9 protein-coding genes, 1 rRNA gene and 1 other annotated feature are annotated in these 14,110 nt (G+C 51.5%); of the genes, 4 read left to right on the top strand and 6 right to left on the bottom strand.

The genetic code is table 11. The features are described 5' to 3' along the window. Positions 1–72: 72 nt before the first annotated feature. From clpC to VK70_RS26130, 5 genes are all read right to left on the bottom strand, one after another. Positions 73–2,526, bottom strand: a complete 2,454-nt coding sequence (clpC, locus tag VK70_RS26110) for an ATP-dependent protease ATP-binding subunit ClpC (protein ID WP_046724000.1) — start codon at positions 2,524–2,526, stop codon at positions 73–75. Positions 2,527–2,562: 36 nt separating this feature from the next. Next, positions 2,563–3,627, bottom strand: coding sequence for a protein-arginine kinase McsB (locus VK70_RS26115; RefSeq protein ID WP_025695864.1), 1,065 nt, complete (start codon positions 3,625–3,627; stop codon positions 2,563–2,565). 29 nt (positions 3,628–3,656) lie between these two features. Continuing rightward, on the bottom strand, positions 3,657–4,181 hold the full coding sequence (locus tag VK70_RS26120) for a protein-arginine kinase activator protein McsA (RefSeq protein WP_025695865.1): 525 nt from the start codon (positions 4,179–4,181) through the stop codon (positions 3,657–3,659). 29 nt (positions 4,182–4,210) lie between these two features. Next, on the bottom strand, positions 4,211–4,672 hold the full coding sequence (locus VK70_RS26125; protein ID WP_025695866.1) for a CtsR family transcriptional regulator: 462 nt from the start codon (positions 4,670–4,672) through the stop codon (positions 4,211–4,213). Between the two features lie 565 nt (positions 4,673–5,237). After that, positions 5,238–6,920, bottom strand: coding sequence for an alpha-glucosidase (locus VK70_RS26130; RefSeq protein ID WP_025695867.1), 1,683 nt, complete (start codon positions 6,918–6,920; stop codon positions 5,238–5,240). A 436-nt stretch (positions 6,921–7,356) separates the two neighbouring features. Here VK70_RS26130 and VK70_RS26135 point away from each other — a divergent pair, with 436 nt between their 5' ends. The 4 genes from VK70_RS26135 to VK70_RS26150 all read left to right on the top strand — a co-directional run bounded on the left by VK70_RS26135 (position 7,357) and on the right by VK70_RS26150 (position 12,083). Further along, entirely contained in the window at positions 7,357–8,646 is a 1,290-nt protein-coding gene (locus VK70_RS26135) for a sugar ABC transporter substrate-binding protein (RefSeq protein WP_051505085.1), read from the top strand. Positions 8,647–8,714: 68 nt separating this feature from the next. Further along, positions 8,715–10,055 (top strand): carbohydrate ABC transporter permease, encoded by a 1,341-nt coding sequence (locus VK70_RS26140; RefSeq protein WP_233277742.1) that lies wholly within the window; start codon positions 8,715–8,717, stop codon positions 10,053–10,055. Next, positions 10,055–10,891, top strand: coding sequence for a sugar ABC transporter permease (locus VK70_RS26145; RefSeq protein ID WP_025695870.1), 837 nt, complete (start codon positions 10,055–10,057; stop codon positions 10,889–10,891). Before VK70_RS26140 ends, VK70_RS26145 begins: the two co-directional genes overlap by 1 nt. A gap of 151 nt (positions 10,892–11,042) precedes the next feature. Next, on the top strand, positions 11,043–12,083 hold the full coding sequence (locus tag VK70_RS26150; RefSeq protein WP_025695871.1) for a LacI family DNA-binding transcriptional regulator: 1,041 nt from the start codon (positions 11,043–11,045) through the stop codon (positions 12,081–12,083). Positions 12,084–12,214: 131 nt separating this feature from the next. On the opposite strand, the gene rrf is transcribed toward VK70_RS26150, so the two are convergent. Continuing rightward, positions 12,215–12,331 (bottom strand): 5S ribosomal RNA (gene rrf / locus VK70_RS26155). Between the two features lie 51 nt (positions 12,332–12,382). Further along, positions 12,383–14,110: a sequence feature (23S ribosomal RNA rRNA prediction is too short), on the bottom strand.

A 14,110-nucleotide genomic window follows, 5' to 3' on the forward strand; every position in this document is an offset into this window, starting at 1 on the left:
GAGAGCCTGCTTCCGAACAAGGAAGCGGCTCTCCTTCTGTAATTATCCATGCCTATTCATTAGGCTTGTATCTTATTCTCCGTCCTTCTCCAGCGATACCGTCTCTTTCTTGCGCACTGTCAGTTCGCCGTTCTCTTCGTCAATCTTGAGCAAATCGCCCTTGGTAATATTGCCTTTCAGCATCTCTTCGGACAGACGGTCCTCGATATGCTTCTGGATTGCGCGGCGCAGCGGACGCGCTCCGAAGGCCGGATCAAATCCTTCTTTCGCCAGGAAAGCTTTCGCATTGTCCGTCAGTTCGAAATCGACGGCGTATTCACGCAGCCGCTTGCGCAGCTCTTCGGACATCAGCGTAACGATCTCGGCGATGTGCTTCTCTTCCAGCGAGTGGAATACGATGATTTCGTCGATCCGGTTCAGGAACTCCGGACGGAAGCTCTTCTTCAGCTCATCCATGACTTTGCCCTTCATGCTCGAGTACTCGGCGCCGGCATCCTGTACCGCCGTAAATCCGAGCGTGGAGTTGCGTTTGATCGCTTGAGCGCCAACGTTCGAGGTCAGAATGATCAGCGTATTGCGGAAATCGACAACGCGGCCTTTGGAATCGGTCAAGCGGCCGTCTTCCAGCACCTGCAGCAGAATGTTGAACACTTCAGGGTGCGCCTTCTCAATTTCATCGAGCAGAACTACCGAGTACGGCTTGCGGCGTACTTTCTCGGTAAGCTGTCCGCCTTCTTCGTAGCCTACATATCCCGGAGGCGCCCCTACAAGGCGGGAAGTGGAGTGTTTCTCCATGTACTCCGACATATCAATACGGATAACGGCATTCTCGTCTCCAAACATTGCTTCGGCAAGAGCACGCGCAAGTTCCGTCTTACCAACCCCAGTCGGGCCGAGGAAGATAAAGGAGCCCATCGGACGCTTCGGATCTTTCAGACCCGCGCGAGCCCGGCGGATGGCCCGGCTGACCGCTTTGACGGCTTCATCCTGGCCGATAACCCGATCATGCAGCAGGGCTTCCATATTAAGCAGGCGTTCCGTCTCTTCTTCTTTCAGCTTATTAACCGGAATTCCGGTCCAGCTGGCCACCACTTGAGCGATATCCTCAGGGGTAACCTCGGAATCGGTACGGCCTTGTTTTTCTTTCCATTGATTCTTCGTCGTATCAAGCTCTTCGCGGATTTTTTGCTCCGTATCACGAAGGGCAGCCGCTTTTTCGAACTCCTGGCTTTGCACAGCGGCGTCTTTCTCCTTGCGGATATCGTCCAGCCGGGTTTCCAGCTCTTTCAAATTCGGCGGAATCGTATAAGAGTTCAGCCTTACTTTGGAGCCCGCTTCATCAATAAGATCGATCGCCTTGTCCGGCAGGAAGCGGTCGGTGATATAGCGGTCGGACAGCTTCACGGCTTGAACGATCGCCTCATCCGTAATTTTTACGCGGTGATGCGCTTCATAGCGGTCACGCAGGCCGTAAAGGATTTGAACGGCTTCGTCCGGAGTAGGCTGATCTACCGTGATCGGTTGGAAGCGACGCTCCAGAGCCGCATCCTTCTCGATGTACTTGCGGTACTCATCCAGCGTTGTCGCGCCGATGCATTGCAGCTCGCCGCGGGCCAGCGCAGGTTTCAGAATGTTGGAGGCGTCAATGGCGCCCTCAGCCCCGCCTGCGCCGATCAGCGTATGCAATTCGTCGATGAAGAGCACAATGTTGCCCGCCTGACGAATTTCATCCATGATCTTTTTGAGACGATCTTCGAATTCACCGCGATATTTGGTGCCGGCAACGACCGAGCCCATATCCAGCGTCATTACACGCTTGTCACGCAGTGTTTCGGGAATCTCGTTATTGATAATCTTTTGTGCCAAGCCTTCGGCGATTGCCGTTTTACCTACCCCAGGCTCACCGATCAGCACCGGATTGTTCTTCGTCCGGCGGCTCAGCACCTGAATGACGCGTTCAATTTCTTTGCTTCGCCCGATAACCGGGTCAAGATGTCCATCTTTGGCATAAGCCGTCAGGTCGCGGGCCAATCCGTCAAGCGTCGGTGTGCTGACATTGGATGGGCCGCCGCTGTGGCTCGAAGTGGACTCGCTGCTACCCAGCAGCTGCAGAACCTGTTGACGGGCCTTGTTCAGGCTGATGCCCAGGTTGTTCAGTACGCGGGCAGCTACGCCTTCACCCTCGCGGATGAGTCCAAGGAGGATGTGCTCGGTGCCAACGTAGGTGTGGCCCAGCTTACGGGCTTCGTCCATCGACAGCTCGATGACCTTCTTGGCTCGCGGGGTGTACGCGATGTTCGTCGGCTGCTCTTGTCCTCTGCCGATCAGCGTCTCTACCTCGTCCTGAATTTTTTCCAGACCGAGACCAAGGGCAATCAAAGCTTTGGCGGCAATGCCGTCGCCTTCGCGAATAAGTCCGAGCAAAATATGTTCTGTGCCGATATTATTGTGTCCCAGCCGAACGGCCTCTTCCTGTGCCAACGCAAGTACTTTTTGCGCGCGTTCTGTAAATCTGCCAAACATCATAATCCTGCACCTCCAAATATAATCAAATATCTATAATTAATGTGTAATCCCCAACGTATCCCGGAGCAGCTTCGCCCGGTACATATCGCATTCCGCCGAGCTCAGCTCCTCGCCAAACATTTTCTGCAGAAACCCAGGCTGCGTCTTGACATTCAGCTCATTGAGCACCGAGATGGATGGAGCTTTCAGGATTCCCAAATCTACGCCAAGCCGCACATCCGACAGACGCTGGGAAGCTTCCTTCAATTCCATTACGGCCGCGTAGGACAAAATCCCGTACGACCTCATGATGCGGTCTGTAATCCGCAAAGCGGAATCATCCAGCAGCCGCTGGCGCGCATTGCGTTCATGCTCGATAATCTGGATAGCTACACCATGCAAGTTGTCTATAATCTCAGCTTCGGTCTGCCCCAGTGTAATCTGATTGGAAATCTGAAAGATATTCCCGGCAGCTTCACTGCCTTCCCCGTAAATCCCTCTTGCCGTAAGCCCCACCTGGTTGACAGCCGAGAGAATACGGCTGATCTGATGGGTCATGACAAGCGCCGGAAGATGCATCATAACCGAAGCGCGAAGTCCTGTGCCGACATTGGTCGGGCAACTGGTTAAATAGCCTCTTTTGACGTCAAAAGCGTAATCGACGGATTCCTCGAAGATATCATCTATCGCGGTTGCCCTCTCCCAGGCCTCGCGAACCTGAAAACCGGGAAACAGGCATTGAATACGAAGATGGTCTTCTTCATTTAACATGATGCTGACCGACTCGTCTTCATTCAGCAGCACCGCCCCGCTGCGGGAGTCATTCACAAGATTGGGACTGATCAGATGCTTCTCGACCAGTACCTTCTTATCCAACTCTTCCAGCTCGTCAAGCTTCACAAGCTCAAACGTGCCGTATCCCGCCTCCTGATTCTGGTCAACAACCGGAGCCAGTACATTCAAGATTTCATCAGCCTGATTCTTTGTAGCCAGAAGAGGAAAAGGGTGATGCTGTATATTGCGGGCGATCCGCACACGCGTGCTGATTACAATCTCGGAGTGGCTGCCGCCGCTGCGCATCCATTCACTTAGCGCTTGTTCGGTAAACCGGAGATCTGGCATCGTGCATTCCCCCTATATATCTTAAGACTTTACTCTTGTGCAATTTCTTTTTCAAGTTTTCGAATCTGATCCCTCAGTTCAGCGGCGCTTTCGAACTCTTCCTCCACTATTGCTTGCTGAAGCTGTTCCTTCAATTCATCAATTTGCCGCTTGAACTGGATTTGCGCACCGATGCGTTTGGGGATTTTCCCCACATGGCTCGTGCTGCCGTGCACTCTTTTGAAGAGCGGATCAAGACCCTTGTCAAAATACTTATAGCAGGAGCTGCAGCCAAAGCGTCCGAGCTTGCTGAACTGCCCGTAGGTCATGCCGCATTCCTCGCAGCGAACTTCGTGAGGCTTTGGTTCGGCAGTGGATTTCCCCTTGCTCGCCCCCTCCAAATCCAATAAACCCGAAAGCAGGCTGTGAATGGAGAAACCGCCCGACGTACCCGGTATTAATTCACCCTTTTCCCTAGCACAGTTCTCGCAAATATGAAATTCCGTCTTCTCTCCATTCACAATCTTTGTGAAATGAAGCGTTGCCGGTCTGACACCACACTCTTGGCAAAGCATATAACGAAATCCTCCCTTTAAGCGCCGAATTATTTGCTGAGCAGTGAGATCAGCATCGCCTTCATCATTTTGGAACGAATTTCGTCCCGATGGGGGAGCTTAACCGCAATGCATTCACGCGAAATGGCGGCGCGCATAAGGCAGGCTTCTCGTCTGGTCAAAAACCCGGCCTCCTCGAGCTGATAAATAAGCCCCTCAGCTGTACTCTGGTCGATGCCCGAGCCAATTTTCTGGTTAAGATGCGTATGCAGCGCCGAGTGCTGCGGAAGCTCAATGCGCTGAATGCGGATATATCCGCCTCCGCCGCGCTTGCTCTCCACCAAATAGCCCTTTTCAAGCGTAAAGCGTGTGCTGATTACATAATTGATCTGGGAGGGTACGCAGGAAAAAGAGTCCGCCAGATCGTTGCGTTGAATTTCCACTGTGCCTTCGGGACTTTCATGCAAAATATTCTTCAGATATTGTTCGATGATATCGGAGATATTACGCATCACTCATCCTCCAGATTCAGAGCTTGCAGATGCAGCCGATGGCACCGTTCCTCTCCGGCCTCAACCTTTAAAGGAACTTTAACCAAAGTGCAAAGAGCCGAATCCCGTATAAAGCCGGCTGACAAGCCCGGATTTAGATTCTGTTCAAGCCCTACTAGTGTGGCCTAAACTGTACACCGCATACTTGAAAAAGCGAACGGGAACGAATAAGTAATCACCTGCTGTTTGCTCTGTTGACTTTGACTTTCTTTGACTTTTTTTATTATTATAGCACATTCTTCCGAAATGCCAAGTCCTTGTTCAAAAAAAATCAAACAATGCCGTCCGGGCGTACGGAATACGTCCCTCACCCATTTCTCTATCGATACATTACCCATATGAAGTCGCTCTTGATACAGGTTCATCGGCTTTTTGTAACTGAGCAGCACCAGGTTGCCTGTGAATCATGATCAGCATAACAAGTCCGCAGCCTAAAGCATTTTTTATGAAAAAAACGGCTATCGTCCTCTTTTCAGGGCGGCAGCCGCTTTCTTCCGGTATATCTTTTCAAGCTGCTGCAAATTTGCTACGAGATATGGTTGCGCGCAAGATAGATCCTCGCTTCAAAGGGGCGCAGCCGCAGCGCTGTAAGCGGTTCTTCCGCAGCGGGATAATTGGCCAGCAGCAGGCTCGGCTGCGAGGTTGGTTCACCCAGATCAACCATCTGCTCCCGCTCGGAGAAGTTGGTAACGACAATCAGCGCCTCATCATTCAGCGTTCGCCTATATGCGAATACATCAGAATGCTCCTCAAGCAGTGGACTATAATCGCCGTAGACGATCACATCATACCGTTTGCGCAGCCGGATTAGCTCACGGTAGTAATGCAGAACGGAATCAGGATCGGCGAGAGCCTTCTCCACGTTTACTTCCTTATAGTTAGGATTCACATCAATCCACGGCTGCACGGTTCCAAACCCAGCGTACACGCTGTCATCCCACTGCATGGGGGTACGGGCATTGTCCCGGCTTTTCAGATAAATATCCCGCATCACCTCTTCATGAGAGCGCCCTTTGGTTTCGCATTCAATTCTGTAGTAGTTAAGGGTCTCCACATCCCGGTAATCCTTAATCCTGTCAAACCGGATATTGGTCATGCCGATCTCCTCGCCTTGATATATGTAAGGAGAGCCTTGGAGCATATGAATGCAGGTAGCGAACATTTTGGCGCTTTCTACGCGGTAGCGGGTGTCATTGCCCCAACGCGAAACAACGCGCGGCTGATCATGATTGTTCAGATAAAGTCCGATCCAACCCTTGCCCTGAAGCTTGAGCTGCCAGCGTGTAATAATTTGCTTAAAGGCCTGCAGAGAGAACGGAATGGTCTCCCAGCGACCGCCCGGGCCGTTATCAACATCCATATGCTCAAAATAGATTATGCTGTCCAGCTCTTTGCGGGCGGAATCCGTATAGAGCAGTCCCTCCTCCGCCGATACCCCGGCCATTTCCGCAACGGTAAACATGGGGTAGTTGGAGAAAACCTCATTGTTCATCTCCTGAAAAATATCGTGAATCCCTTCGCCATTGGCAATTAAATGCCCGCACGGGGCCAGGCAATGATCCGGTTCGGCCGGCTCCGCATCCTGCCATTCACCAGGCTTGACCAGAAGGTTAACCGCATCAAGGCGAAAAGCATCCACACCCTTGTCCAGCCAAAAACGCATCATGCTGTACATTTCCTTCCTTAGCGCAGCATGCGACCAGTTCAGATCCGGCTGCTTGGCGGAGAATAAATGAAGATAGTAGGCGCGGGCCTCCTCATCGTATTTCCAGGCCGACCCGCCAAAGAACGATTCCCAGTTGTTCGGCTCACGATCGCCATCACGCCAGTAGTAATAATCACGGTACGGATTGCTCCCCGGCGCTTTGGAAGCCTGAAACCACGCGTGTTCGTCGGAGGTGTGGTTAAGGATAATATCCATCATGATTTTCATGCCCCGGCGGTGAATTTCGCTGCTTAGGCTCGTCCAGTCATCCATACTCCCGAATTCATCCATAATCTCGTAATAATTGCTCACATCATAACCGTAATCATCATTCGGAGATTTATATACAGGTCCCAGCCAAATCACATCGACCCCAAGCTCTTTCAGATAATCCAACTTTTCTTCAATCCCTTTAAGATCGCCGATTCCATCGCCGTCGCTGTCTCTGAAGCTTCTCGGATATACCTGATAAATAACGGCTTCCTTCCACCATGTCCTTGTCACTGGCAGCCACTCCTTTTCGATACTAAAAAATGTAATACATGCTGCAAAGCAAGTACTTTTCTTTACATTTTTACATGAAAATAAGTCATGTCATTGAATCAATAATAGTTAGCAAAAGGAAGAGTGTCAACTAAAAAGACAGGGATCACAAGTCATTCTCGAATTAAGATCAGGATTTCCCGCCCTAATTCATCTCTATAATTAAAGTGAGTAGACTAATTATTAAATTTTTATTGAAAAAACAAATCACAAAAATGATTGACATATAAAAAGATCCTCTTGTATATTGAACATTGTAAGGAACGGCAACGTGACATGTCATAAAGCCTTACATATTCCAGTTGAAGATGGGGTCAGGTCTTAGCTTGGTAAATTTAGTCGCTTCTATCGTGTCTGTCTGCCTTAACATTTTATATTCAAGAGGAGAGGTATGTGTATGAAAAGACGAACCGGACTGATTTCCCTTCTGATGGTGGGTATGCTCGCCTTAACCGCTTGCGGCAGTTCTTCGCCTGCGGCTAGTCCCTCATCGCCTGCGGTAAGCGAATCCCCTCAGCCGAGCTCCGATACAGCGATGGACGAGCTGCAGCCGGAACCGGGGGCCGAGCTGGTCTACTGGGACAAGAAAGACGCTTTTTCCGAATATGCGGTGAAGGAATTTGAGAAAAAATACAATGTTAAAGTAAAGCTTGAAGAAGTGATGTTCTGGGAGACGGTCGGCCGTCTCATTACGGATGGTCCGGCGGGAACCGGCGCCGATGTGTTTGTCGCTGGTGCCGATCAGCTTGGTCCCAATGTGAATTCGGGCCTGTTCCTGCCGAATGATTATTTTGGTGAGGAAACAGCTAAAATTTCGGTTGAATCCGCCCTGGATGCGGTAACGGTCGATGGCATTCTTTACGGTTATCCGCGTAATATCGAGTCGTTCATGATGTATGTCAACAAGGACATCGTGAAGGATGCGAAGCTGGATACATGGGACGATCTGAAGGCCTTTGCCAAGAAGTATAATGATATCCCGAACAATAAATACGGCCTGTTCTACGAAACCAACAATTTGCTCTACAATTATTCGTTTATGGCAGGCTACGGCGCTTACATCTTTGGCAATCACGGGACCGACAAGAACGATATCGGCTTAAACAACGAGGGCGCGGTTAAAGGGATGGAATTCTACCGCTCGCTGAAGGAAATACTGCCGGTTCCGAGCTCCGATCTTACCGAAGATGTCAAAGTATCACTGTTCGAGCAAGGCAAGGTGGGCATCATTCTGGACGGAATCTGGAATCTTGGCCGATACAAGAGCCTGCCGTTCGAGGTTGGAATCATTGAAATGCCCAAAATGCCGGGCGGCATCGATCCTAAGCCTTACGCAAGTGTGCCTGCCTATTTCGTAAGCGCCTATTCGAAGTATCCGAATGCGTCCAAGCTGTTCGCCCACTTTATGACCACGAAGGAAATGCAGGTTAAGAACTATGAGATGAGAGGCGTGCTGCCTGCATATGCCGGCATTGAGAACGATGAGAAGCTGAAGTCGGATGACATCATTCAGGTCTTTGCCAAGCACGTAGCGAAAGCGGAGATGCTGCCGGTCATTCCGGAGGTGCAGTATTTCTTCCAAAATATAACGCCTGTGCTTGAACAAATTTGGAATGGAGCCGACATTAAATCCACACTGGACAAAGCTGTGGCGGATATGAAGGCAAATATTGCCGCAGCCAAATAGCGAGGCTGACTATAAACGGCCGTTCCGCCGCTAGCGGAGCGGCTTTTCTATAAGGAGTGAATAGCGCAGTGGAGAAACAATCCATAATAGAATTCCGAAGACCCTTTCTGTCCGGCCGCCGGACAAGCGCTGTCTTGTCAATTCTCGTTATGGGAGCAGGCCAGCTTAACAACCGTCAGTACGGTAAAGGAATCGTGCTGATGCTGCTGCATTTTGCGGGTTTGTATGCGGCGATTGCCAAGCTGCCCCATGCGGTATGGGCGCTGGTTACGCTTGGAGAGACACCGGCCCGTCTCGAAAAGGTCGGCAAGTTGTATCAGCAGGTCATGGGGGATCATTCCATCTATTTGCTGGTTGAGGGGCTGATTATGATTTTTCTAATGTTCCTTCTTCTGGCTGTTTATGTGCAAAATATCAGGGATGCTTATCACTGCGCCAGACTGCGGGAAGAGGGGGGGCCGCTGCATACATTCAGGCAGACACTGCATTTTTTGCTTGAGTACCGCTTTCCGCAGATTGCCATTGCCATTCCGGTGCTGGGTGTCGTGTTTTTTACGGTAATGCCGATTGTGTTCATGATTCTGCTCGCTTTCACTGATTTCACACGCAGCCATATGCCCCCCGCCCAATTGATTAATTGGCACGGCCTGGAGACGTTTCGCGATATTTTCCGGCTTCGCGTCTGGAGCAAGACCTTCTACGGAGTAACGCTGTGGACTCTGCTCTGGGCCGTGGCATCGACCCTCACCTGCTTTGCGGCCGGATTTATTATTGCGCTGGCGGTGCAGCAGAAAGATATTAAGTTCAAAAAGTTCTGGCGGACGATCTTTATTCTTCCTTACGCCATTCCATTGTTCGTCTCTACGCTCATCCTGCGCAACGTATTTAACGGCCAATTTGGACCGGTGAACGACTATCTAGAACTCATGGGGTTTGGGCGTGTTCCCTGGCTGTCGGACCCGGAATGGGCAAAGCTCACGCTTGTCCTTGTCAACATGCTCCTCGGCTTCCCTGTAATCATGCTGATGATTATCGGCGTACTGTCCACCATACCGGGGGACATGTACGAAGCGGCCGATATCGACGGGGCGGACGGACTGCAAAAGCTGCGGCTGATCACTTTTCCTACCGTGATGTACACCATGATGCCGATACTAATTATGCAATTCGTGGCCAATATCAACAATTTTAATGTGATTTATCTGCTGACCGGAGGCAATCCCGTCAATGGGAATTATCAATTCGCGGGGCATACGGATATCCTGATTACCTGGCTGTACAAGCTGTCCATGGAGCAGGGGCAGTATAATTTTGCTTCGGTTATCGGAATTTTCATTTTCGTACTCTTGTCGGGCTTTGCCATCTGGAGCATCCGCCGGACGAAGTCGTTTAAAGAGGAGAGGCTATAATGACGAATCGCTCCTTACGGAAAGCGGTGCGCCTAACGTCAAGTTACGTACTGCTGTCACTCGCTGCACTGTTTTGTATTTACCCCGCCCTCTGGGTATTGTTGTCCTCGTTCCGTCCGGGGGATATGCTCTTTAGCGAAACACTGCTTCCGACATCATTCACGCTCCTTCATTACAAGCAGTTGTTTGAGAACTATCCGTTCGCTGAGTGGTATGTAAATACGTTTAAAATCGCAATTATCAGCACCGTGATCTCCACTGTGCTAGTGATGATGACCGGTTATGTGTTCTCGATGTTCCGGTTCACCGGCCGAAAAAGCCTGATGAGCATGCTGCTTACGCTCGGTTTGTTTCCCGGCTTCATGAGCATGATCGCCGTCTATATTTTGCTGAACCAAATGAATCTGCTCAATACGCATGCGGCGGTTATTATCGTATCTGCTGCGGCAGCGCCGCTGTTCTTTCTGTTCTCCAAAAGCTATTTCGACACAATTCCGCGCAGTCTGGTCGAAGCGGCGCGAATCGACGGGGCCGGTCATCTGAACACCTTCTTCCGTATGATTCTGCCTTTGTCCAAGCCTCTGGTGGTGTATGTCGTGCTGATGAATTTTACCGGCCCGTTCACGGACTTCATCTTCGCCAGACTTGTGCTGAGGACTCCGGAGAAAAAGACGCTGGCCGTCGGGCTGTACGATATTGTTACGGACCGGACGAAGCTTCAATTTACGATGTTTGCTGCCGGCTGTGTGCTGATTGCCGTTCCGATTACAGCGCTGTTCCTTCTGCTGCAGCGCTATCTGGTAGCCGGATTAACTTCCGGCGCAGAGAAGGGCTAATGAACAACGCCAGCGTAGAGGAAGGCTGTCTGTTCGGACGGGGCTGTATCGGGTATAATCGAAATAAGAGTGTATAGTTCACTGCAACGTACGGTTCCGAGCGGTCCGATAGGTCGGCCTCCGGGAAAGAAAGAAACGGAGGGTTACAGTATTGGCGACAATTCAGGATATAGCAGATTATGTGGGGATCTCCATTGCAACCGTGTCCAGGGCGCTAAATAAGCCGGCGCTGGTTAATCCGGAAACACGCGAGCGCGTGATGCAGGCGGCAAAGAAGCTTAACTATTTCGACACGGCCAAGTTCAAGCAGACTAATGTGAAGAACGCAAAAATTTCCCTGGGCATTATTATTCCATATATTACATCGTTCTTCTTCGGCGAACTATTCAGTGGAATCAGCCGGGTCGCGCAGGAGAACAATATCGATCTGATTCTGTACGAGCTTAAGAGCGGCAAAATGAATGAGGAGGGGCTGAGCGAGGCGTTCTCCTTCGTGCAGCAGCATCTGGTTGACGGGATTATTCTGACAAGCTTTCACATGCCGGCCGAGTATGATAAGTTGATTGATACGCTGCAGATTCCCGTTGTCTTGCTGCTGGATTCTCACGAGAACTCCAAACTGCCGGCCTATAAGGTCGATGACATTCGCGCTTCGTTCGACGCCGTCGCTTATCTCGTGTCGCGCGGACACCGGCGAATCGGCATGATATCCGCGATGCTTACACAGCAGCATGACCGCGGCGAACAGCTCCGGCTCAAGGGCTACAAACAGGCGGTCGACTTCTATGGCCTGCCCTTTTCCGAGTCATTTGTCGCTTACGGGGACATGCGTTTTGACGACGGGTATAAGGCGATGAAGGAACTTCTAGCCGAGCGGGAGCAAACCGGGCTGACCGCCGTATTTGCAGCTTCCGACGAGATGGCGATCGGAGCGATGCGCTGCATCTACGATGCGGGGCTCAAAGTCCCAGAGGATATCTCGGTCATGGGCTTTGACAATTTGTCAGTAAGCGGAATCACGACGCCCAAACTGACAACGATTGAACAGCCCTTTGGCGAGATTGGCGCAGAGGGCGTCAAGCACATGATCAGGTACTTTGCCGAAGGAGGAAAGTTCCCCGAGAAAGGGCAATTCTACCTCGCCTACAAAATTATTGAACGAGAGTCCGTAGCCGCAATTTCGCTTGATTAACCGTATGTGAACAGGCCGTTACCTAAAAAGGGCGGCCTGTTCGCGGTTTCCGGAATCGCTCTCCTATCCTCTAGTTTAATATGTCGCGATATACAAAAAACCACTGCTGATACTTCAGCAGTGGTTCATGTGCTTGGCAACGTCCTACTCTCCCAGGACCCTTCGGTCCAAGTACCATCGGCGCTGGAGGGCTTAACGGTCGTGTTCGGGATGGGTACGCGTGGAACCCCTCCGCCATCGCCACCAAACAGGCAGGCTTGATCGCCTGAAAACTGGATCGAAACGAATCTTGCGTTAATTTGGATAAGCCCTCGACCGATTAGTATTGGTCAGCTCCACACGTTGCCGTGCTTCCACCTCCAACCTATCTACCTCGTCGTCTTCAAGGGGTCTTACATACTGGGAAATCTCATCTTGAGGGGGGCTTCACGCTTAGATGCTTTCAGCGCTTATCCCGTCCGTACGTAGCTACCCAGCCATGCTCCTGGCGGAACAACTGGTGCACCAGCGGTACGTCCATCCCGGTCCTCTCGTACTAAGGACAGCTCCTCTCAAATTTCCTACGCCCACGACAGATAGGGACCGAACTGTCTCACGACGTTCTGAACCCAGCTCGCGTACCGCTTTAATGGGCGAACAGCCCAACCCTTGGGACCTACTTCAGCCCCAGGATGCGATGAGCCGACATCGAGGTGCCAAACCTCCCCGTCGATGTGGACTCTTGGGGGAGATAAGCCTGTTATCCCCAGGGTAGCTTTTATCCGTTGAGCGATGGCCCTTCCATGCGGTACCACCGGATCACTAAGCCCGACTTTCGTCCCTGCTCGACTTGTAGGTCTCGCAGTCAAGCTCCCTTCTGCCTTTGCACTCTTCGAATGATTTCCAACCATTCTGAGGGAACCTTGGGACGCCTCCGTTACTCTTTAGGAGGCGACCGCCCCAGTCAAACTGCCCGCCTGACACGGTCCCCGTACCCGTTTAGGGTACCAGGTTAGAACCTAGATACGATCAGGGTGGTATCCCAACGGCGCCTCCACCGAAGCTGGCGCTCCGGCTTCCAAGGCTCCCACCTATCCTGTACAGATCGTACCCAAGTTCAATATCAAGCTGCAGTAAAGCTCCATGGGGTCTTTCCGTCTTGTCGCGGGTAACCTGCATCTTCACAGGTATTAAAATTTCACCGGATCTCTCGTTGAGACAGCGCCCAAGTCGTTACGCCATTCGTGCGGGTCAGAATTTACCTGACAAGGAATTTCGCTACCTTAGGACCGTTATAGTTACGGCCGCCGTTTACTGGGGCTTCGGTTCACAGCTTCGGGTTACCCCTAACCGCTCCCCTTAACCTTCCAGCACCGGGCAGGCGTCAGCCCGTATACTTCGCCTTGCGGCTTCGCACAGACCTGTGTTTTTGCTAAACAGTCGCTTGGGCCTTTTCACTGCGGCCCCCCTCGGGCTATTCACCCTACCGAGGCACCCCTTCTCCCGAAGTTACGGGGTCATTTTGCCGAGTTCCTTAACGAGAGTTCTTCCGCGCGCCTTAGAATTCTCTTCTCGCCTACCTGTGTCGGTTTGCGGTACGGGCACCTTCTCCTGGCTAGAGGCTTTTCTTGGCAGTGTGAGATCATGACCTTCGCTACTATAGTTTTCGCTCCCCATCACAGCCTGGCCTTACGATGCGCGGATTTGCCTACGCATCAGCCTCACTGCTTGGACGGACATCCATCAGTCCGCGTCACTACCCTCCTGCGTCCCCCCATTGCTCATAACGGATTATGGTGGTACAGGAATATCAACCTGTTGTCCTTCGACTACGCCTGTCGGCCTCGCCTTAGGTCCCGACTGACCCTGAGCGGACGAGCCTTCCTCAGGAAACCTTGGGCTTTCGGCGGATCAGATTCTCACTGATCTTTTCGTTACTCATACCGGCATTCTCACTTGTATGCAGTCCAGCTGTCCTTGCAGTCAACCTTCAACCCGCATACAACGCTCCCCTACCCCTGATGCAAGCATCAAGCCATAGCTTCGGT

This window comes from Paenibacillus durus ATCC 35681 (assembly GCF_000993825.1).
Lineage (GTDB): Bacteria > Bacillota > Bacilli > Paenibacillales > Paenibacillaceae > Paenibacillus_AQ > Paenibacillus_AQ durus_B.